The following is a 21,684-nucleotide window of genomic DNA, read 5'->3' as shown; positions in this document are numbered from 1 at the left end:
GGTGTCCGCTGTAAAGTCTGCTGTATGACGGTGCGCCTGAATATCTCGATGGACGACGATCTCGCGGCCCGTCTCCGTGCGGCATCCGAGGACAAGCTGAGCGACTACATCTCCAAGGCCGTGCGCAGGCAGTTGCTCGAGGATGAGCTCCGGGCATTGCCCGATAGCACCGGAACCGAATGGGCGAAGGACGCCGAGCAGACCGCCGAACAAGTATTGTTCGGCCGTGCCAGCTGAACCCACGCACCAAGGCCAGATTTGGAATCTCGTCAGCCGGATCTCCGGGCGCCGCGCGACGGTGGTGATCGTGGATTCCGATGTGGTGATTCGGCAACGGCCGATGTTGGTCGCCGCGCCGGTGCGCGAGGCCCGCGAGGTGCCGTCGCGCCATCAATTGCTCACCGTCGCAATGCCGGAGAGTTCGCAGGTGATCGCGCTGTACGACATCGCCATCGTGCCGAAGGACAGTCTCACCGAGCAGGTCGGTGAGCTCACCTCGGAGTTGCTCGAGCAGGTCAAGATCGGGCTGCGGGCTCGGTTCGACCTGTGAGCCACCAGGTGGCGAACAGCGGCAAACCGGACGCGGCCACGCCGAATGGGGGTCGCTCTCGACACCCGCGACCGGCCCGCTACTACCCTGTTCCCGGTGACCGACTCCGTTGACGGCCTGCCGTATGCCGCGCCCGCGCTATGGGATGAGCGGTTGCGGCTGTTCTCCTTCGCCACGGCCGAGAAGCGGGCGGAGTATCTGTGGGTGCTGCGGGCATTCGACAGTGCGCGGGCGGCGTATGTGGTGTTGCTGCACGCCGATGATGTCGCGACCTGGATCGAACGCAGTGCGCCCGATGCACCGCAGCTGACCGGCGCGGAGATCGGGCCGCTGTTGGATCAGCTGCATCAGTGGGGTGTAGTCGAGCGCAGCTATGACGGCACGCGCGCCGCGACGCTCGCGGAATATCGGAATCGGCACTACGTCTACCAACTCACACAGGCCGGATTCAAGGCATATCGCGCGGTCGCGGGGGTGCTCGAGGCGCGACTGGACGAGGCGGCGCTGTCACGTCTGGTCCTGCCCGAACTGCTCGCGGATCTCAATACTCTCGCCGAAGCGAATAAGGCCGGCGATGCCGAGCGCGTCTACCGGACGCTGCGCCGTCTGGATGCCGCACTCTCCGATATGGCGGCACGGGCCGCGCATTTCTACCTCTCGCTCGGCGATATGGTCCGCACCACCGAGATCACACCGGAGTCGTTCCTGGCGCACAAGGACGCGTTGCTCGCCCATATGCGCGAATTCAGCATGGATCTGGCTCGCTTCGCGCCGCGCTTGGCCGCCGCGATCGGCGAGATCGAGGAGACCGACGTCGAGGAACTCATCGAGCGCGCGGCGCGCTGTGACGAGCGGGTACTCCTGAGTCCGGCCGAGCGGCAAGCGGATTGGCGGGCGCGCTGGCAGGGGCTGCGGACCTGGTTCGTGGCGACGGCCTCCGATATTCCCGGTGAATCCTCCGGCACCGAGGCGGATCGGCTGCGGGAGGCGACCATGAGTGCCATTGCCGCCGTGCTGTCGCTGCTGCGGCGGGTCACCGATTCACGCAAGGGCGGAGTGAGTCGCGAATCAGCGCTGCGCCATCTCGCGGGCTGGTTCACCGCCGCACCGACCACCGAGAGCGCGCATGCGCTCTTCGACGCCGTCTTCGGTCTCGGTAGGCCGCGCCATATTTCGCTGGAACATCCGGATGCGGATCTGATTCCCGCGATCCGCTCCTGGTGGGAGGCACCGCCATTGGAGATCTCACGCACCCTCGCCGAGACGGGCAGGCCGCCGCAAGCCGGTGCCCCCGCCCGAATTCAACGCAATGACGCCGGAATTCGCCGACTCCGCGAAGCGCAGCTCGATGCGCAGCGCGCCCGCGCCGAGGCCGCCAAATCCTTGGCCGCAGCCTCGGTGCACGAGCGCGTCCTCGACGAACGCGAGACCGAGGTGCTGCTGCGCCTGCTCGACGCGGCGTCCACGGCCTGGGTTCCGGTGAGCGGCCGCATCGACGGCACCACCGGCTCCGAGAGCGGCGTCACCCTCACCGTCTCCGAACATCCGGGTCCGACGGTGATCCGTACCGCGCGTGGCCTGCTGCATTTGAACAACCGTCGCCTCGAGGTGAAGCAGTCGAACCGCGGGCGGCGCGGATGATCAACGCCCGCCGCATCGACTCGCTCGCACTCGACAACTATCAGCGCGCCGCCCGGGTGATCCTGGCCAATCACCTGATCACCCGGACCTATCCGGACCGGATCGCACTGCCGCTGATCCGTCGCTGGGCCACCGAACTCCGCGAGGATCTGGCCGAATTGTTCGGCTACCGGCTCGAGGTCACCGAAACGACTGCCCGGGTTTTTCCGGTCATCGATCGGCTCGATTCCGGCAAACCGGCCCGCTCCGTCACCGATCGTGTCTTCGATCGCCGCCGCTACGCCTACCTGGCCTTGGCGCTGGCTGCGCTGGGCCGTGCGGGCGATCAGATCACATTGTCGGAGTTGGCCGATCAGGTCGCCGCCTATACCGGCCGGGTCGACGGGCTCGAACTTTCCCCCGATCGCGCCGCCGATCGCGATGCCTTCGTCGATGCCGTCGGATGGCTCGCACATCGGGGGGCGCTCACCCTGGCCGATGGCGATGCGGGTGGCTGGGCCGCCGATCCGGAGGCGGGTGAAGCGCTCTACGACATCGACCGGCCGGTGGTTTTCGCGCTGTTTCGACCGCCACGCGCGCTGCAGCATTTGCACAGTGTTCGTGGTTTGTTGACAGAGGACGCGCTGGCGCACGGTCCGGCGGCGAACGCCCAAGTCGCCGATGCGGCTCGGCGGGTGCGGCGCAGTCTCGTGGAGCGTCCGGTGGTGTACGCCGAGGATCTGAACTATGACGAGCGTCCACTGTTGCTGCAGGATCGGGTCGTCGCGGATGTCGAATTGTTCACCGGATTGCGAGCAGAACGCCGTGCGGAGGGCGTCGCCCTGATCGATGTCTCCGGACGTCTCTCCGATGTCCGTTTCCCGGGCACCGGGACATTGGCGCAGGTTGCGCTGTTGCTGGTGGGTGAGATCGCCGATCGTGTACTCGATATCGACAATCCGGTGCCGGTGCGTCCCGGTGCACCCGATCCGGCGGTCGCGCTGGCCGAACACCTCGACGGTGCCATCCCGGAGTCCACCGTATTCGTTCCGCTCGCCGATCTCCCGTCGACCGACCCCGAAGCGGTGGAAGAGGTTTCGGATCCCGATGCCGCGGCGATGGCCCATGCGCGCGCGACGTATCCGTTCGTCGAAGCGAGCTGGGTCCGCGAGACCGTACAGGCGCTGACCGACCGCTACGGTGTCACCTTCGCGGCCCAGTGGCAGGCCGATGTCCCCGGTCTGGCCAGGGAGGTTACCGCCCTGCTCGAGCGGCTGCGGCTGGTCCAGGTGGTGGCGGACGGTCTGATCATTCTGCCCGCACTGGCCCGCTATCGCGGCGCGGTCGTCACCGTCCGCACCAAGCGGGCCGCCGAACTGTTCGTCACCGCCTCCGACACCCGCGAGGCCGATAGCGTTGGTACGGAAGGGATTTAAACCATGTCGCTCATCCATGGCGGAGTGCGGTTCGTCCCGACGCGCGCCGGCATCATCAACCTGTGGGATTACCGCGACCAGGAATACTGCTTCGCCGACGGCAGGCTGGTGCTGCGCGGGCCCAACGGTTCCGGTAAGACCAAAGCGCTCGAGGTGCTGTTCCCATTCGTGCTCGACGGCCGGATCGAACCGCGCAGGCTCAATCCGTTCGCCGGTGAAGAGCGCACGATGAAGTCGAACCTGTTGTACCGCAAGCAGGAATCCGCGTATTCGTATGTGTGGATGGAGTTCGCGCGCGGTAAATGGGACGATCCCGAGGTCGTCACCATCGGCATCGGTATGCGCGCCACCCGCTCCTCGGACAAGGTGACGCGCTGGTACTTCGTCGCCGACGGTCGCGCAGGCGTGGACTTTTCGCTCATCGGCCCGGACGACCGGCCGCTGACGCGCAAGCAATTGGCCGAACAGATCGGCACCGATGCCATCGTCGATCGACCGGTCGAATACCGCACTGCGATCGACGCGCGCATGTTCGGTCTCGGCACCCAGCGCTACGACCAACTGATCAATCTCATTCTCACGCTGCGCCGCCCCCAGCTCGCGAAAAACCTTGATCCGCGTGGACTTTCACAGGCGCTGACCGATGGTCTGCGCCCGCTCGACGAACAGCTGATCCTGGACGCGGCGCGTTCGTTCAGCGATATGGAGGAGGTCGGGCGCACCCTGGAGGGGCTGGTCCACGCCGATACGGCCACCAGGTCTTTTGTCGGTGTGTACCGGAAATATCTTGCGGTACAGGCGAAGACCGATGTGGATCAGGTGCGGACCCGTCTCGATGCGGTGTCCCACGCCAGCACGGCGCTGTTTGCCGCCACCGCACTGCGCGAACGTCGCGAGGCCGAACGCACGGCCGCCGAGGCGCGTGCCGACGATGCCGACCGCGCCTACGAACAAGCGCTCTCCGACCGGGAAACCTTGCAGCGTTCCAGCGCCTACGAGGGCAAACAGCAGCTCGATGATCTCGCCGACGCGGTTCGCCGCCTGGAGACCTCGGCGGGTGTGCACAAAGACAAGGCGCTCAAGGCCAGGCAAGCCCTCGATCAGCGCGCACAGGAAGCCGAACGCGCCAAGGCGGCGGTACAGACCGCGGCGGCCGCACTGGCCCGCGGCGAGGACGAGTTGCGTGCCGCGGCAGAAGAGGCCGGAATTACCTGGGCCGGATTGGCCGACCAGGCGCGTGGCGATCAGCTCACCGCCGCGGTTCGCGGACATGCCGAGGAGCGCGACGCCGACGTGCGCGCGGTCCGCAAGGCGCTCGGTCTGACGGATTCCGCCACAGCCGAACGCAATCGGGCCGAGCAGCTCGCCGAACGCGCCAGGGCGCTGCGCGAATCGGCCGCAGCCGAGGTCTCGGCCGCCGAGGCAGCCGTTGCGCTGGCGCGCACCGAAGCCAGTGGCGCTCTGCGCACCTGGTGGGACGCGCATCGGGAGGTGTACTCCCCCATTCGGAAAGGCCTCTTCGATGCGCTCGATGCCGCATTGGCGACCGCGGGCTCCGATGACGCCGCCGGTGTCGCCGAGGTCTTGGCCGAACGCGCCGAACCGCTACTCGAGGACATCCGCACCCGCCGTCAGGAAGCACGCGCCGCCGCCGCGCTGGCCGGTGACCGCCTCGTCGACCTCAATGCCGAACGCGATGAGGTCGCGGCCCAACGTGACGAGGCCCCACCGGTTCCCGCCGCTCGTGCGCGAAATGCGCAGGGCCGTCCGGGTGCGCCGCTGTGGCGACTGGTCCGCTTCGCCGATTCCGTGACACCAGCGCAAGCCGCGGGCATCGAGGCCGCCCTGCACGCTGCCGACCTGCTCGACAGTTGGGTCTGCGCGGAATCCGAACGCCCGGAATACACTTCCGACCAGTTCCTGGTTCCATTGCCTGCCGATGCCCGGCCATCCGGCCGCACACTCGCCGATGTCCTTGTCGTGGAAGATGATTCGGCCGAACTTACGGTGCCGAAACAGGTCGTCGCCGATGTGCTCGCCTCCATTGCCCTGTACGACAAGGACTGCGACCTCGGCACCGAAGTCGGTGTGAGCACCACCGGCGGATTCCGCCAAGGCGTCCAGCTCGGGCGCCATCACAAACCCGATGCCGAATTCATCGGAGCCACCGCCCGCGCCAAGCGCCGGGAAATCCGGCTCGCCGAGCTGGCCGCGGCAATCGAGTCCGCCGAGCAGACGCAGCGGCAAGCCCTGGCCGAGGAGTCCGCGGCGAACGCCGAACTCGCGCGAATCTCCGTCGCTGCCAAGGCATTACCGCGCCCCTCGACCGTCACCGCAGCCCTGCGCGCGGTTTCGGAAGCCGCGGGCATGATGCGCTCGCGCTCCGAGGCGCTGGCCCAAGCCGAACGCGACCTCGACCAGGCGGTGGCCGAGGCATCGGCGGTCGAGAAGAAGCTGCGCTCGGTCGCCCAGGCGCATCGCACTCCGCGCGCCGCCCGCGAGATCGACGCCCTCGCCGCGGCCATCCGCCATTTCGAGAACACCGGAACCGGGCTACTGCGCCTGCGCGCCGACCACGAACGGGAGCGCGAACGCGAACGCGAAGCTTCCGACCGCTTCGACGAGGCCCGCGATCTGGCCGAGGCCTTCGCCGAAGAGGCCGAGGCCGCCAACGCGGGCTACCAGGAGCAGTTGCGCAAACTCGACACCTTGCGTGAGGCACTCGGCGCGGGTGCCGCCGATATCGATCGCGAACTCGAACAGGCGCGCACGAAGATCGAGGCGACCCGAGCCGAGCAGAAGGCTGCTCGCAAGGCCGCCAATGAGGCGATCGAGGCGATCGGTGACGCGGAGGCGGCCTACCGCACCGCACACGAGTCGCTCGGTACCGCGCTCACCGAGGTGCTGGCCGATGTGAAAGCCCTCGCGCCCTACGCCCAGCCGGATCTGCTCACCCTGCTCGGCGCACCCGCCGACAGCCGCTGGCCGAGCAGCGATGCCGCTTGGTCGACCCCGGAACAACTGCTCTATCGCATTTCGGCGGCCGGGCCGGAGACCGAACCCCAGGTGTTGCCGGAGGAAGTGGGCGAACTCTTCGACAACCTCACCGCCGCAACGTCTTCCGTGCGGGCTGGCGAGGCGGCCCGAAAATCCACCCGCAGTGCGGTGACCTCCGCGTTGCAGGAATTCGATGCCGCACTTGCCGCTTCCGGCCGCGATTACCGACTGCACTGGGATGCCGCGGACGGCCTGACCGTCGTGCAAGTACAGGACGACAACGGGCTGTCCGCGCTGGCGGATTTCGCCACTCGCATCGACGCCGCCCGCCGCGATCAGGAATTGCTGCTCACCGACGCCGAACGCCGGATACTGGAGGACGCGCTGCTCAGCGGCCTAGCGCAGCAGATCTACGAACGAACCAGCGACGCGCGCGATCTCATCGCCCGCATGGGTGCGGAAATGAAGCAGCGCCGCATGTCCTCGGGCAATACCATCGGCGTGCACTGGGTGCTGTCCGATTCGCTCTCGGATGCGGCCCGGGCCATGTGCAAGCTGTTGGATCGCGACGCCTCCTCCCTCGGTGCCGATGATCTGGCGGCCATCCGCGCCCACTTCGCCGCGGAGATCCGGACCGCCCGCGCCGCGCATCCGGAACGTTCCTACCCCGAAATCCTCGGCGCGACATTGGATTACCGGACCTGGCGGGTGTTTTCCTTCACTCTCATCTCCGCCGACGGCAGCGAGGACAAGCTGACCGTGGCCAGGCACAGTGCGCTCTCCGGCGGTGAACAGTCGGTCTCACTGCATCTGCCACTGTTCGCGGCCGCGCACGTCATGCTCGACTCCGCCGATCCGCAAGCACCGCGTTTGCTCGCGCTGGACGAGGCATTCGCCGGTGTCGACGACAACGGGCGCAGCGAATTGCTCGGTCTGAGTGTACAATTCGACCTCGACCTGTTCATGACCGGCTACGACCTGTGGATCACCTACCCGCACGTCCCCGGCTGCGCCCATTACGATCTCGCGCATTCGGCCGCCGAGAACACCGTCAGCGCGACGCTGCTGGTGTGGGACAGCGGCGATCTACTGGCCGAACACGATGGAACCGATCTCACCGCCGCCCTCGGTTCCCCCAACCGCCGCCGCGTCCCGAATTCGATCGAGGGCGGGCTGGCACTGGACAATATGCCGGGCAGCCCGGCCCCCGTCGGCTGATTGTGAATCCTGACTTAGGACACAGTTCGATCTTGTGGCCGGTGGCGGCGCGGTGACCTGCGCTGTTGCTGTCGGGTTGGTGAAAATGTGCGCACTAAGTCGATCTCGTTCGTAGGGTTTCGGGGTGGCGTACGTGCGCACGGTGAAGACCGCCTCGGGGGCGACCGCGGTACAGATCGTGTGGTCCTCGCGGCGAGGGTCGCGCGATATCGAGCATGTCGGGTCGGCTCACGGGCAGAAGGAGCTCGAAGCGTTGCAGGCTGCGGCGTGCCAGCGTCTGGCGGGCGGGCAGGCCGAGTTCGATCTCGGCCTCGGATCGGCCGAAATACCCAGTGCGACATTGGAAATCGTTAGTTCACGGGCGGGCCATTTGTGGGATGGGTTGTGCCGGGCCTACCAGGTTCTGGGCTTGGATGACGCCGCCGGTGGTGATGAGGTTTTCCGGGATTTGGTGCTGGCGCGGGTCATCGAGCCGACTTCCAAGGCCGACTCGCTGCGGGTCCTGTCCGAGACCGGCATCGAGTCGATGTCGTATCGGACGCTGACTCGGCGGCTACCGGAATTCGCGAAAGATAACTTCCGTCAAGGGATTTCGGCTGCATGCGCTCGCCACGCCGGGCTAGGTCCGGCCACTTTGGTGCTCTACGACGTCAGCACCCTGTACTTCGAAACCGATGCCGGCGACGGGTTCCGCGAGCCCGGGTTCTCCAAGGAACGCCGCCTGGAACCGCAGATCACGATCGGCCTGCTCACCGACGCCACCGGATTCCCGTTGATGGTGTCGGCGTTCGAAGGCAACAAAGCCGAGACCGCCACGATGCTGCCGGTGATCAACGCGTTCAAGACCGCGCACCGGCTCACCGATGTCACCGTCGTCGCCGACGCGGGCATGATCTCCGAAGCCAACCAGACCGCCATCCAAGCCGCCGGCCTCACGTTCATCCTCGGCACCAAAATCCCCCGCCTACCGTCGGTGATCGACGAATGGCGCCGCAAACACCCCGGCCAGCAGATCCCCGACGGACAGGTGTTCACCCAGCCTTGGCCTGCCAGCAGCAGCGAGAAAGCCCGCGGCATCCCCGACCGGGTCATCTACTACCAATACCGCGCCGACCGCGCGCGGCGCAGCCTGCGCGGCATCGACGAGCAGATCGCCAAAGCGCAACGCGCCGTGGACGGCAAGGCACCGGTCAAACGCAACCGGTTCATCAAACTCGCCGGGGCCACCAAGACCGTCGACCGCGCGTTGGAGACCAAGACCCGGGCACTGGCCGGGATCAAGGGCTACACCACCAACCTCACCAGCGCCACCCCGGAGTTCGTTATCGGCGCCTACCACCAGCTCTGGCACGTGGAGAAGAGTTTCCGCATGTCAAAGCATGATTTGGCGGCTCGCCCGATCTACCACCACAAACGCGAATCCATCGAAGCACACCTGAACATCGTGTTCGCCGCGCTAGCCGTCAGCCACTGGATCGAGCACCGAACCAGTTGGAGCATAAGGAAATTCGTCCAGACCGCCCGCCGCTACCGCACCATCGAGATCCGCGCCGGGAACCAAACCCTCACCGCCGCAGACCCTCTACCCGCCGACCTCGCCGAAATCCTCAGCCAGATCCACGAACACGACGGCCTCGGTGGATTTGCGCACTAATTTGGCCGAAGTCAGGGCGGGCTGGCACTGGACAATATGCCGGGCAGCCCGGCCCCCGTCGGCTGATTGTGAATGGATAGCAGTGTCTTCGAGCGCCACCCCGCCCCACCGCAAGGTCGCCATCGCCACCTTGGTCGGCACCACCCTCGAGTGGTACGACTTCATGCTCTACGGCACGGCATCCGCGCTGATCTTCAGTAAGCAGCGCCGGCTCGACCTCGGCAGCCGTGACCTGCTACATCGTCGCCGTCTGCGCGTTGAGCACGATCAGCACGGCGGTACTCATCCGGACGCTACCGAACCGGACAGTTGAGGGGCCCGCCGACACTCAGGCACCCGTGCCGGTCGGCTGAACAGTTCTGGACCAACGCCATCCATCAGCGACCGGCGATTTCCGCGGGTAGTGCTCAACCACGGCGGATGGGCACCGACAGCGACCAACCGAGCCCGGAAGTCCGACGATCCGGACCCGAGGTCGCGGGACTCGTACGGGTCAGCTGAACGGCTACAGCCCGAAGGAGCCGCTCGACCACGGTGGAAGTGGGATCGACGGCAGCGCCGGGAGGACGGGCGGGATCGGCGAAGAGGGGGCAGGGGCGGCACCGCCCTCGCTGGCATCCGCGCGCAGCGCCGGACACGCTCCACCCGGGCCGGTAGCCAGTTCGAAATGCCACCATTCGTTCTGATAGATCCGACACAGGCCCCAGCGGTTTCCATTCGCCTCCAGCCACTGCGCCCCCGCCCGCGGTCCCACGTCGATGGCGCGGCCCTGCACATGCGTCGACTCATTGGGCGGCAGCACCCACCGCCGCGCCTGGTCGGGACTGCCGTAGGTCCGCACTCCCTCGTCCCACAGCGCCTGCTGCTCGGCGGGCGTGCGGTAGCCGGAGTTGATGTACAGCGCGACCCCTTCGGCATGCGCCTGGTTCTCGGCCTGCGTGTACGCCGCGGCAAGCATCGGCTCCAGTCCCTCGGTCCCGCTGGCCTGGGCCACCTGCACGACCGGCGCGGCCGTGGCGGTGGGCATGGACAGCCCGGCCGCGGTGATCACCGAGAACAGCGTGGCCGATACGCCCAGCAGGGTCCGGGTACGACGCGTGATCGACATGTCAGCGATAGTAACGGCCGCGCGGCCGCGGACCCCGCATCTACTCCCCTACGGCCCACATCGCACTGTCGATCACCGCTAGCAACATACCGGCGAACATGAGGACATCAGCCTGTCCGAACGGACGTTATTCACATAGCTTTCCACATACTCACAGCACAATAGATCACCAATGTCCGAAACATCCTGTGCCACGCCCGTTTTGTCGCAGCGGAAATGTCCCTGTCCACAATGTATTCCAGTGCTGTGGAGCACGATCAACAAACCCCAGCAACTCTTGAGAAACCCGGAACCTACCGCGCCTTCACAAGTTTCATGACCTCGCCGCAATCCCCACCGTCGACGAACTCGAGCCACACCCGGTCACCCGTACGCAGTGGCGAATCGGACTCGATCACCGCATCGCGTACCACGAACTGCTCGCACGACTCGGTTGTCACAACCCCGAAGCCGCCGTCCCGATCGGCAACCCAATGCCCCACGATCGCCCACATTCGACCAACCCTATTGCACCGCAAGCCCTTCCGCCTCGATGCAGAAGCAGCCGATACATAGCAAGTGGCTATCACACACAAGTCATTGCCTGTGCGCGATAGCCACTTGCTATGCGTGGTGCTGCTGCGGTATGTGGTGGTGATCGGCTGAGCGTCAGGGGCGCACGGGGGCCGACCCGCGAATCGCTTCGGCCGCTTCACGATTGCGGTCGATGCGCTCGATGATCTCTTGACCGTGCGCCCGCGCGTAGGCGATAGCGACCTTGATCTTGCGGGAATGCAGATCCGATTGCTGGCTCAGAACAGCGATACGCCGTTCCACCGGACCGTCCAGTTCCTGTAGGCGCGCAACGACTTCCCACACCTCCGGACCCGCAGCCAAAGCCGCGCGGCGGTCGCAGATGGGGCCGCGGAAAACTATTCCGGGATGGTCGAGCTGATCGAAACCCTCCCGGATCAGGCGATCGAGTAGTGCGGTGGAACTGGTTCCCTCACGAGCGGCGCGTTCGACCAACCGACGGCTGGCGGATTCCGAGATACGAAACGACGTACTCATTGCCCTCCTCGACCTCCATCGACACCGGTGCAACGACGTCCCCCTGATCAAGAGTGCCTCGCGTCGGCGGATTGTTACCCCGGCGAACGGGGTGACATTTCGGTGTCCGGACACATGCCCTGATGGCTGCGTTCGAGCGACCCGCAAGCGATCACCAGCGGCGGAATGCCAGGTCAGAGAACCGTTCAGACGCGTTCCTTCGAACGGGTACGCACCCGCAACGCAATCGGCTTCTGCGTTTCCGCGAAGAAGTCGTTGCCCTTATCGTCCACGACGATGAATGCCGGAAAATCTTCGACCTCGATCTTCCAGACCGCCTCCATGCCCAGCTCCGGATACTCCAGAACCTCGACGGATTTGATGCAATCCAATGCCAGTCGCGCCGCGGGCCCGCCGATGGAACCGAGGTAGAAACCACCGTGTTCCTTGCACGCCTTGGTCACCTGCGCCGAGCGATTGCCCTTGGCCAACATGACGAACGAACCCCCCGCGGCCTGGAACTGATCGACATAGGAGTCCATCCGACCCGCGGTGGTCGGACCGAAGGAACCGGAGGCGTAACCCTCGGGCGTCTTCGCCGGTCCCGCGTAGTACACCGCCATCTCGCGCAGGTATTCCGGCATCGGCTCGCCCGCGTCGAGACGCTCCTTGATCTTGGCGTGCGCGATATCGCGGGCGACAACCAGCGGACCGGTGAGCGAAAGCCGGGTCTTCACCGGGTATTTCGACAGTTCGGCGCGAATCTCCGACATCGGCCGGTTCAGGTCGACCTCGACCACGTCGCCGCCGAGGATGGAATCGGTCTGCTCGGGCAGGTAGTGCGCGGGCTCGCGCTCGAGCTGCTCCAGGAACACACCCTCCGGCGTGATCTTGGCAAGCGCCTGCCGGTCCGCCGAGCAGGACACCGCGATGGCAACCGGGCAGCTGGCGCCGTGCCGGGGCAGACGCACCACGCGCACGTCGTGGCAGAAGTACTTACCGCCGAATTGCGCACCGATACCGAAGGACTGGGTCAGCTTGAAGACCTCTTCCTCGAGCTCCAGATCCCGGAAGGCATGCGCCGCGAGCGAACCCTCGGTGGGCAAGCTGTCCAGGTAGTGCGCGGAGGCGTATTTGGCCGTCTTCAACGCGAATTCCGCACTGGTGCCACCGATTACGACCGCGAGGTGGTAGGGCGGGCAGGCAGCGGTGCCGAGCGAGCGAATCTTCTCGTCGAGGAACTCCAGCATGCGCGTGGGATTCAGCACGGCCTTGGTCTCCTGGTACAGGAACGACTTGTTCGCCGAACCGCCACCCTTGGCCATGAACAGGAACTTGTAGGACGGATGCGCGGGATCGCCCGCCGTCGAGTACAACTCGATCTGCGCGGGCAGATTGGTGCCGGTGTTCTTCTCCTCCCACATGGTGATGGGGGCGAGCTGCGAGTAGCGCAGATTCAGCTTGGTGTAGGCGTCGAATACGCCGCGGCTGATCCATTCGGCGTCATCGACACCGGTGAGCACACCCTCGGACTTCTTACCCATCACGATCGCGGTGCCGGTGTCCTGACACATCGGCAGGATGCCACCCGCGGAAATGTTGACGTTCTTGAGCAGGTCCAGCGCGACGAAGCGGTCATTACCGCTGGCCTCGGGATCATCGATGATCCGGCGCAGCTGCGAAAGATGCGCCGGCCGCAGGTAATGGCTGATGTCGTGCATCGCCTCGGCGGTGAGTAGGCGCAATGCCTCGGGTTCGACCTGCAGGAAGGTGCGGCCGTTGTGTTCGAAGGTGCTGACACCCTCGGTGGTGATCAACCGGTACGGGGTGTCCTCGGCGCCGATCGGCAGCAGATCTGAATAGCGGAAATCCGGCGCGGTCACGGACGCACTCCTTATTCGGTCTCAGGGCTGACGCACAGCCGGAGCCTCGGGAAGGTCTTCGGCAAACTGGTCACGAGCACAAGGAGCGTATCCAGTAATAAGAGGTCGACTGTTGCTTAGGCAACCCTCACTCGGTACATCCCACGAAAAGGTTGCACGTTCAACCCCACCAGTGCTACCTCTCAGATCTGGCAGTTGTCGCGCGACAGCACGCGGCGGGACATTTCAATGACATGTCAGAGTTTGGAGCGCTCTCGTGACCGATCCCCACTGGCTCGATGACGTCGAAATGCGCGCATGGGTGGGGTATGTGCGCACCAGGGACCTCATCGCCGCCGCGGTCGGACGCGACTCATCTCGCGAATCGAACCTCACCTATGTCGAATACTCGGTGCTGGCCTACCTGGCCGACGCACCGGATCATCGACTCACCTTCGCCGATCTCGCCGCCCAACTCGAATGGTCGCAGAGCAGACTGTCGCATCAGATCACTCGGATGGAGAAACGCACCCTGGTCGCCAGGGAACCGATTCCGGACGACGCCCGCCGCACCGCCGCGCGGCTGACCCCGCGCGGCGCCGACGTGCTGGCCACGGCCGCGCCCGCACATGTGCAGAGCGTGCGCAGACATATGGTCGACGTGCTCGACCGCCAGCAATTGGCCGCCCTCGCCGATATCTACGACACGCTGCTCGCCCATCATCGAAAAGTCGCGGCCACCGAATAATCCGCCAGGTCAAGCCGATTGCACGGCCGGGTCCGGCAGCCCCAATGCCCGCTCGAACCCGTCCGGCACCACCAGATCGCTCCGATCGAGCTCGCCGACGCGGGTCTTGCGAAGTCCCAGCAGCGCCGAATCAATACCACCGCGCAGGATGTCGAGCACATTCTCGACACCGGCCTGCCCGTTCGCGGCGAGCCCCCACAGGTAGGCCCGCCCGATCATGACCGCGCGGGCGCCGAGCGCCACCGCCTTCACCACATCGCTGCCGCGCCGGATGCCGCCGTCGAGCACCACCTCGATCTGCGATCCGACCGCATCGGCCACCACGGGCAACGCCCGAATCGCGGCGGGCGTGCCGTCCAGATTGTTTCCGCCGTGATTGGACACCGAAATCGCCGCAACACCCGCATCGACCGCGCGCAGCGCATCGTCGACGCGCATCACGCCCTTGAGCATGACCGGCCCGTCCCACTGTTCGCAGATCCACGCCACATCCGCCCAATCCGGCGCTGGCGTCCCCATCCACTCCCCGTAGGCGCCGAAGAAACCTGGCGCCGGACCGTCGCCGACAGCCATATTCGGCGCGGTGAGATCCGGAATGCGGCCGGAGCGAACATAAGTCGCGAGCCAGCGCGGCCGCGCCAGGGTCTGCGGTGCGAATGTCAACATGGTCTTGAAGTCCAGCTTCTCCGGGATCACCGGGCTGCCCCAGTCGCGCCCGTGCGAGAAGGACCAGTCCAGGGTCAGGATAAGACCGACCGCGCCTGCCGCCTTGGCACGCGACATCCGCTGCAGGATCTCATCTTTCGAACCACACCAGTACAGCTGGAAGAATGTCGCCGGATTCGCCGCGATGACTTCCTCGATGGGCTTGCTCGCGAAGGAACTGAGCCCCATCGCAATCCCACGAGCTGCCGCCGCACGCGCCACGGCCACCTCACCATCCGGATGTACCGCCTGCACGCCGGTGGGTGAGATCAGCACCGGCATCGAGAGCTGCTGTCCCAATACGGTTGTCGACTGGTCGCGGTCGCCGATCGGACCCGCGCAATGCGGTGCGAAGCCGAGTTCGGTGAATGCCTGCTGATTTTCATCGATGGTCTGCCCGCGCTCGGATCCTGCGATGAGTGCGCCGTACACCGACCGCGGCAGTCGTTTCTTTGCCCGCCGCTGCGCCTCGGCAACGGTTTCGAACCAGGTGTTCACGAGAGGGATCCTTTCGGGGAAGCCACCGGCCACCACAGCCGGATCTGTTCATGCAGGTCAGTGGTCAATTGGGTGAGCAGTGCGGTGCCTTCATCGGCGTTCGCGCCCGTCGGGTCGCCGAGCACGCCGTTGGCGCTGACCGCGCGCACTCCCCCGGCGCGCAGCAGGGGTAGGAGTTCGGCGAGCGGCCTCGTATCACCGGCGACGGCGTGTTCGGTGCGCACCGTCTCCGGCCGCAGCGCCAACTGCATCGAGGTCTCGGCGCGGCCCGCGTGCGGATCACCCGGGTAGCGCGGCATGAATACCCGCACGTCCCGGGATTCGGTACGCAGCAACGCCTCGGCTTTGCGCAGCGGTTCGAGATTGCCGCCGTGCCCGTTGACGAGCACGATGCGGTCGAAAGTATCGGTGGCCGAGCGGCACAACTCGACGATCAGCAATTCCAGCGCGGCCTGCCCGATCGACAGCGTGCCCGCGAAACCCGCGTGCTCGCCGCTGGCTCCGTACGGCATCGCCGGCGCGACAAGCACATCCGACCGCAACCCGGCCAGCCGCGCGCACAATGCCACCGCGATATCGGTATCGGTGGACAAGGGCAGATGCGGTCCGTGCTGTTCGGTCGCCCCGACCGGCACGGCGAGAATCGCGCCCGCAGCCGCGCGCGACCCGACCTCCGGCCAGGTCAATCGCGCGGCCACAGTGTGTTCCGCGACACGTTCCACCATGCCGAGAGATTATCGTCAGTGACTGACATAATCAAGATCCGGCGATCGACGCCCATAATCAACAGCCGTGACCGATGCCAAGGTGCGGGGCCGCCCACGCGGCACAACCAAGCGCGAACTCGAATTGATCGCCATGCGACTGTTCACCGAACAGGGCTTCGCCGAAACCACCGTCGAGCAGATCGCCGCCGCCGCGGGTATCAGCGGACGCACCTTTTTCCGTTACTTCCCTACCAAGGCGGAGGTGCTCTGGTACCAGTTCGACGCCGAGGTCGAGGCACTGCGCGCGGCCTTCGCGACGGTGCCGGACGAGGTACCGATGATGACTGCGGTACGCCGAGTTGTGGTGAACGCCAACCGATATCGCGCCGAAGACGTGCCCGAGCTACGCGTTCGCATGCAACTCGTGGGCGGCGATCCGGCACTGGCCGCCACCGCGGGCGCGCACTACGACGCCTGGGAACGGGCCGTCAGCGCCTTCGCCGCACGCCGCCTCGGCGTGCCGGAGGACAACCTGGTCGCGATGGCGGTCGGGCGCACCACCCTGGCCGCGGCGCGCGCCGCCTTCGATGCCTGGCTGACCCGCGCAGACACCGACCTCACGGTCTATCTCGACCAAGCGCTGGCGGCCCTGGCGCGTGGATTCGCACCGCCTTCCGAGGATTCGGATCTACCATCGAGCTAACGGCAGGTTTCACCGGCGACCGGGATGGGGTATGACTAGGCTCGGTATCGGCACGCAGCCGTATGCATGACTATCCCGACAATCCCGTCGAAAGGGGCTGGAATTTCCATGTCCGAGGTGTCCATGAGCCTTTCGGCGGATTCCCTGCCCGTAGGACCGGTCGACAACCTGCTTCCGCAGCTGGTCGAACACCTGCGGCAGAACCGAACCGGGCTGCGTGAAGAGTGGGCGAGGCGCATCACCGAGGCCCAGCTGCTGACCGCGATGACCCCGGAGGAAATCTTCTCCGAAGCGACCTCCATGTACGACAACTACGTCGAGGTGCTGGTAACCGGTAGCGTCGAGGCGCTGCAGGCCTACGCCCGCGATCTGTCCGAGCGCATTATTCCGAGAGGCGTCGAAACCGACGAGGTCCTCGGCATCGTGCTGCTGCTGCGCGACGTACTGGCCCGCTCGCTGTTCGAGAAGTACCAGGCCGATTTCGAAATGCTCAACGCCGTACTCGACGCGTACGAGCCCGCCGCGAACCGCATCGCGAGCACCGTGGCCATCTCGTTCGTGCAGGAGCGCGAGCGCGTCATCCGCCAGCAGCAGGAAGCCATTCGCGAGCTGTCCACCCCGGTGCTCCAGGTGCGTGAGCAGCTGCTCATCCTCCCGATCATCGGTGTGCTCGATTCGCAACGCGCCCGCCAGCTCACCGAACAGCTACTGCGTGCCATCCGCGCCAATCGCGCGAAGGTGGTCGTCATCGACATCACCGGTGTGCCCGCGATCGACTCCACGGTGGCCAACCACCTGGTCCAGACTGTCGACGCATCCGGCCTGATGGGCGCCAATGTGATCATCACCGGCCTGTCCTCCGAGATCGCCCTCACCCTGGTGACCATCGGCCTGGACCTGTCCAAGATGAACGCGGTCGGTGACCTCCAGGGAGGTATCGAAGAGGCCGAACGCTTACTCGGCTATGAGGTGACCCGCGTCACGGATCGAATGCTCACCGAGCGCGATGGGCGCTGATCGGGCCCCCTATGCCGGTTCCGATCCTCAAACAAGGTACCTATCTAATCGCGTCGGTCCAGTCAGCCTTGACCGACGCCGATACCGAGCGTCTGCAGGACGACCTGATGAAACAGGTCAGCAGATACCGCGCACACGGGATCATCGTGGACGTCACCGCGATCGATGTGATGGATTCGTTCGCGGCCAGATCGCTGCGTACCATCGCGCACATGACCCAGCTCCGCGGTGCCGAAACGGTCATCGTCGGATTACAGCCCGAAGTCGCGTTCGCCATGGTGCAGCTGGGCCTCACCTTCGAGGATATGCACACCGCCCTCGACCTGGAAGAGGGCTTGGCGTGGCTGAACCGCATGACTCCGGCCCGCCGCCAGCGAGATGGTCGTGACAGTGGCCGCTGAGAACTTGGTGATTGCGGTCAGGGTGTCGGGTGACATCGTGATCGCACGTCAAGCCGGACGTGAGCTGGCGGCCAAGCTCGGATTTTCTCTGACAGATATGACCATGATCTCGACGGCGATCTCCGAGATCGCCCGCAACATAACCAGTTACGCGGGCAGTGGTGAAATTCGTTTGCTGGTCGATGACCGGGAGGGTCGCCAGGCGCTGGTCGTCCAGGCCGAAGACCAGGGCCCCGGCATCCTCGATATCGCCCGCGCACTCGACGACGGGTACTCCACCGGCCGCGGTCTCGGGCTCGGCCTGCCCGGCGCACGCCGGCTGATGGACCGGCTCACCGTTGATTCGGCGCCTGGTCGCGGCACGTTGGTGGAGATGTGGAAGTGGGTACCCAACGGTGCATGAGGACGGGATCATCGGCCGGATCGAATGGGCGGTGGCCGGCCGTGCCCTGCCCGGTCAGCGGGTCTCCGGTGATCGCGGTGTGGTCCTCGACGCGGGCGGCGGCGCGGTGCTCTTCGCCGTACTCGACGGACTCGGCCACGGCTCGGCGGCCGCGGACGCCGCCGATCGCGCAGCGCAGGTGCTCTCGGAGAACCGCGCCGAACCGCTGGACGTGCTGATGGTGCTATGTCATCGGGCCATGGCCGACACCCGAGGCGCGGCGGTGTCTCTGGCGCTGTTCGGCACATCCGATACGGTGCACTGGCTCGGCGTCGGCAATGTCGATTGCCGGATTCTGACCGCGGGTCCGGTCGGGCTCACCATGCGCGCGACGGTCCTGATGACCGGCGGCATCGTCGGCTATCGACTACCCCAGAACCTACCAGTGCAGACCGTCCCGGTGCGTCCTGGCGATCTGCTGTTGATGTCGACCGACGGCATCGTCACCGAAGCCGCCGACAGCGGCATCGATCCGTCCAAATCCACCGCTGAGATCACCGCCGAAATCCTGGCCAGGCATGCCAAGGACACCGACGACGCATTGGTGCTCGCGGCCCGCCACCGGGGCGGCGTACTGGAGGCACCAGCGTGAACGGTGGCATGAAATGAGCGCGGCATTGGCCGCATTTCTCGACGCTTACTCGGATGCGCTACGGCGGCATCTGAACTCACCGTCGCAGGCGAGTCTCGGCGAGGGTTACGAACTCGGCCGCCGCGCCCTCGTCGAGGGCATCAGCCTGCTCGACCTCACCGAAAACCATTACCGCGTGGTGCAAGCCGCGGAATCCAGCACTGCGGAAGCCGAGGAATCCCCCAAACACGCCGAGACCGCCCTCGAATTCCTGCTGCAGACCCTCGCCGCGCTGGACATCGCCACCCGCGGCTATATCGACGGCACCCGCCGCGCCGAACAACAGCGTTCGCGCATCGATGATCTGGCGGGGCGCGATGCCTTCCGCACCGCCCTGGTGGAGTCGCTGCAGGACGGATTCTTCGTCGCCGATGCGCGCGGCACCATCATCGAGGTCAACTCCGCCTTCGGCGCGCTGACCGGCTATGGCGCATCGGAACTTCCGTTCCCGCTGCCGCATCCGTGGTCGACGCCGGAAGGTCCGCGCTATCCCGATCTCGGTAGCGAGGCACAGCGGTTCGTGATTCCGGTCAAACACCGCGACGGCCGCACGGTCTGGCTCGCGGTGAGCACCAGCGCGATGGTCGAACCGGAGAAGTACGAGCAAATCTTCGTCGGCACCATCCGCGATGTCACCGCCGAACACGATGCGCAGGCCCGCGATCAGGCCGCGTCACGACTGGCCACCGCGGTCGGCGCGGCGACGAGTGTGGTCGAGGTGCTCGCCGTCGGGCTGGACGAACTGCGACGCACCGTCGGCGCGGAAACCGCGGTGGTGATGGTGTGGCCCAATCGCAATACCGGGCCGGAGACGTATGTTTCGGGGGCCGAGGGTGATCCGGAGGGCTCGGTGCTCGACGCCCGCGCGCGGGCGCTACTGGATCGGGCTCGCCGCCGTCCGGCGCGCAGTCTGTTCGCCATTCCGGAGGGCACCGAGAGTTCCGAGGGCATCGTCGCCCCGCTCGGCGAGACCGGTGATGCGGCACTGTGGCTGCGCTTCGCCGCGCCGCGCGCCATCAGCGCCGCCGACTGGACGTTGTTCTCGCTGCTCATCGGCCATCTGAGTCTGGCGGTGCAGCGGGCGCGCAACTTCGATCAGGCGCGCTCGACCTCGCTGACGCTGCAGCGTGCCATGCTCGGTCCGATCGAACTGCCGCCGCGCTTCTCGGTGCATTACGAGCCCGCGCTGCCGCCGCTGGAGATCGGCGGCGACTGGTACGACGTGGTGCCACTGCGCGACGGCACCATCGGCGTCGTGGTCGGCGACTGTGTCGGGCGCGGTCTGTCGGCGGCCGTGGTGATGGGCCAATTGCGTACGGCCGCAAGGGCTCTGCTGCTACGTGGCGCGGGCCCGGCACAGCTGCTCGCGGAACTCGATACCGTTGCGGGCCGGATTCCCGGCGCGATGTGCACGACGGTCTGCGCGGCCGTTCTCGATCCGGTGCGCGGGTTGGTCCGCTACAGCAGTGCCGGACATATGCCGCCGATTCTCGCCGATGTCGGTCAGCCGGGTCGACTGCTCGAGGGCGGCCGTGCGGTACCGCTGGCAACCTTCGATACGCCACGACGGCCTGAAGCAACCACAGCGCTCACACCGGGTTCGACGCTGGTGTTGTTCACCGACGGCTTGGTCGAACAGCGCGGCGTCGATATCGATGACAGTTTCGCGAAGATTTCGGGGGTGCTCGCCGATACCGCGGGCAAGCTGCCGCGTGAGGTCGCCGATGCCGTGCTCTCCCGACTACGTCCGGCGGCGGGCTACGACGATGACGTCGCCATGGTCGTGTACCGGCAACCCCCGGCACCGCTGCGGCTCGAGATCCCCGCCAATCCGGATCAGCTCTCGGCGATGCGCAAGCGGCTCAAGGCGTGGCTCGCGGCGGCCGCGGTGCCGCACGACCTCGCCTCCGACCTCATCGCCGCGGCGAACGAGGCGTGTAGCAACAGCATGGAGCACGCCTATCGCAATGGCGGCGGACCGGTCACCCGCGCGATCAACTCCACGGCCGAACTGCTCGGCCGTGCCACCAGCGCTGCGGCGGCCACCACCGCTCCCGGATTCGTCGAACTGACCGCCGAATGTGATACCCAAAAGGTCGTCATTCTGGTCGCCGACACCGGAACGTGGAAACCACGCTCCGCCGATCCAGGGCCGCGCGGGCGCGGCATCGACATGATGCGGGCACTGACGGAAGAATTGGAGATAGACCACAGCGGGGTGGGCACCCGCGTCCGCATGTCGGTAACGTTGCCCGCGATCAAATCCCCCGTAGCGAACCCGCTGCGTGGCACGAACCGCCAGATTTCTGGCTGAGGAATGCGGCGCGAGAGGCGGGTTCATGGCAGATTGTGATGATG

General features: G+C 66.1%; 20 protein-coding genes. 14 read left to right on the top strand and 6 right to left on the bottom strand.

The genetic code is table 11. From position 1 onward, the window contains the following. Window positions 1-24: 24 nt before the first annotated feature. The 7 genes from ACQP2U_RS17140 (at window position 25) to ACQP2U_RS17110 (ending at window position 9,788) form a co-directional block, all read left to right on the top strand. Window positions 25-237 (top strand): hypothetical protein, encoded by a 213-nt coding sequence (locus ACQP2U_RS17140; protein ID WP_364347675.1) that lies wholly within the window; start codon window positions 25-27, stop codon window positions 235-237. Beyond that, entirely contained in the window at window positions 227-550 is a 324-nt protein-coding gene (locus tag ACQP2U_RS17135) for a type II toxin-antitoxin system PemK/MazF family toxin (RefSeq protein WP_397034887.1), read from the top strand. The genes ACQP2U_RS17140 and ACQP2U_RS17135 overlap by 11 nt, the downstream gene beginning before the upstream one ends. 153 nt (window positions 551-703) lie before the next feature. Beyond that, window positions 704-2,191 carry a TIGR02677 family protein gene (locus ACQP2U_RS17130; protein WP_433716494.1) on the top strand — a complete coding sequence of 496 codons (1,488 nt, stop codon included), beginning with the start codon at window positions 704-706 and terminating at the stop codon, window positions 2,189-2,191. Continuing rightward, window positions 2,191-3,606 carry a TIGR02678 family protein gene (locus ACQP2U_RS17125; protein WP_433716493.1) on the top strand — a complete coding sequence of 472 codons (1,416 nt, stop codon included), beginning with the start codon at window positions 2,191-2,193 and terminating at the stop codon, window positions 3,604-3,606. The genes ACQP2U_RS17130 and ACQP2U_RS17125 overlap by 1 nt, the downstream gene beginning before the upstream one ends. Before the next feature lie 3 nt (window positions 3,607-3,609). Continuing rightward, a complete protein-coding gene (locus ACQP2U_RS17120; protein ID WP_433715573.1) occupies window positions 3,610-7,821 on the top strand; it encodes a TIGR02680 family protein in 4,212 nt (1,403 codons plus the stop codon). A gap of 124 nt (window positions 7,822-7,945) precedes the next feature. Then, window positions 7,946-9,475, top strand: coding sequence for an IS1634 family transposase (locus tag ACQP2U_RS17115; protein WP_433715572.1), 1,530 nt, complete (start codon window positions 7,946-7,948; stop codon window positions 9,473-9,475). Window positions 9,476-9,557: 82 nt separating this feature from the next. Next, a complete protein-coding gene (locus tag ACQP2U_RS17110; RefSeq protein ID WP_433716831.1) occupies window positions 9,558-9,788 on the top strand; it encodes a hypothetical protein in 231 nt (76 codons plus the stop codon). A gap of 192 nt (window positions 9,789-9,980) precedes the next feature. Here ACQP2U_RS17110 and ACQP2U_RS17105 read toward each other — a convergent pair whose 3' ends face one another. The 4 genes from ACQP2U_RS17105 to ACQP2U_RS17090 all read right to left on the bottom strand — a co-directional run bounded on the left by ACQP2U_RS17105 (window position 9,981) and on the right by ACQP2U_RS17090 (window position 13,495). After that, the gene (locus ACQP2U_RS17105) at window positions 9,981-10,583 is read right to left on the bottom strand and encodes a M15 family metallopeptidase (RefSeq protein WP_433715571.1); all 603 of its coding nucleotides are present in this window, start codon (window positions 10,581-10,583) and stop codon (window positions 9,981-9,983) included. Window positions 10,584-10,876: 293 nt separating this feature from the next. Further along, the gene (locus ACQP2U_RS17100; RefSeq protein WP_397034883.1) at window positions 10,877-11,077 is read right to left on the bottom strand and encodes a hypothetical protein; all 201 of its coding nucleotides are present in this window, start codon (window positions 11,075-11,077) and stop codon (window positions 10,877-10,879) included. A gap of 154 nt (window positions 11,078-11,231) precedes the next feature. Then, complete coding sequence (locus tag ACQP2U_RS17095) at window positions 11,232-11,633, bottom strand: hypothetical protein (protein ID WP_397034882.1); 402 nt, start codon at window positions 11,631-11,633, stop codon at window positions 11,232-11,234. Between the two features lie 185 nt (window positions 11,634-11,818). Continuing rightward, window positions 11,819-13,495 carry a fumarate hydratase gene (locus ACQP2U_RS17090; RefSeq protein ID WP_433715570.1) on the bottom strand — a complete coding sequence of 559 codons (1,677 nt, stop codon included), beginning with the start codon at window positions 13,493-13,495 and terminating at the stop codon, window positions 11,819-11,821. 256 nt (window positions 13,496-13,751) lie between these two features. Between ACQP2U_RS17090 and ACQP2U_RS17085 the strand changes: the two genes are divergently transcribed. After that, window positions 13,752-14,222, top strand: coding sequence for a MarR family winged helix-turn-helix transcriptional regulator (locus ACQP2U_RS17085; RefSeq protein ID WP_397034880.1), 471 nt, complete (start codon window positions 13,752-13,754; stop codon window positions 14,220-14,222). Window positions 14,223-14,231: 9 nt separating this feature from the next. Here the strand turns inward: ACQP2U_RS17085 and mftD are convergent, their stop codons facing one another. Next, a complete protein-coding gene (gene mftD / locus ACQP2U_RS17080; protein ID WP_433715569.1) occupies window positions 14,232-15,425 on the bottom strand; it encodes a pre-mycofactocin synthase MftD in 1,194 nt (397 codons plus the stop codon). Then, a complete protein-coding gene (mftE, locus tag ACQP2U_RS17075) occupies window positions 15,422-16,150 on the bottom strand; it encodes a mycofactocin biosynthesis peptidyl-dipeptidase MftE (protein WP_433715568.1) in 729 nt (242 codons plus the stop codon). The genes mftD and mftE overlap by 4 nt, the downstream gene beginning before the upstream one ends. Window positions 16,151-16,217: 67 nt before the next feature. On the opposite strand from mftE, the gene mftR reads away from it, so the two are divergent. The 6 genes from mftR (at window position 16,218) to ACQP2U_RS17045 (ending at window position 21,640) form a co-directional block, all read left to right on the top strand. Then, a complete protein-coding gene (gene mftR, locus ACQP2U_RS17070; RefSeq protein WP_433715567.1) occupies window positions 16,218-16,835 on the top strand; it encodes a mycofactocin system transcriptional regulator in 618 nt (205 codons plus the stop codon). Between the two features lie 108 nt (window positions 16,836-16,943). Next, complete coding sequence (locus ACQP2U_RS17065) at window positions 16,944-17,852, top strand: STAS domain-containing protein (protein WP_040691747.1); 909 nt, start codon at window positions 16,944-16,946, stop codon at window positions 17,850-17,852. 11 nt (window positions 17,853-17,863) lie between these two features. Continuing rightward, window positions 17,864-18,253: an STAS domain-containing protein gene (locus tag ACQP2U_RS17060; protein ID WP_040691749.1), complete on the top strand. Its 390-nt coding sequence runs from the start codon at window positions 17,864-17,866 to the stop codon at window positions 18,251-18,253. Further along, window positions 18,231-18,656 carry an ATP-binding protein gene (locus tag ACQP2U_RS17055; RefSeq protein WP_040691752.1) on the top strand — a complete coding sequence of 142 codons (426 nt, stop codon included), beginning with the start codon at window positions 18,231-18,233 and terminating at the stop codon, window positions 18,654-18,656. Before ACQP2U_RS17060 ends, ACQP2U_RS17055 begins: the two co-directional genes overlap by 23 nt. Next, window positions 18,649-19,287: a SpoIIE family protein phosphatase gene (locus ACQP2U_RS17050; RefSeq protein ID WP_397034876.1), complete on the top strand. Its 639-nt coding sequence runs from the start codon at window positions 18,649-18,651 to the stop codon at window positions 19,285-19,287. The genes ACQP2U_RS17055 and ACQP2U_RS17050 overlap by 8 nt, the downstream gene beginning before the upstream one ends. A gap of 13 nt (window positions 19,288-19,300) precedes the next feature. Continuing rightward, on the top strand, window positions 19,301-21,640 hold the full coding sequence (locus ACQP2U_RS17045) for a SpoIIE family protein phosphatase (protein ID WP_433715566.1): 2,340 nt from the start codon (window positions 19,301-19,303) through the stop codon (window positions 21,638-21,640). Window positions 21,641-21,684: the final 44 nt, after the last annotated feature.

Origin of the sequence: Nocardia sp. CA-084685 (assembly GCF_050955785.1) — a bacterium.
Classification (GTDB): domain Bacteria; phylum Actinomycetota; class Actinomycetes; order Mycobacteriales; family Mycobacteriaceae; genus Nocardia.
This window is presented reverse-complemented; position numbering and strand designations above follow the sequence as displayed.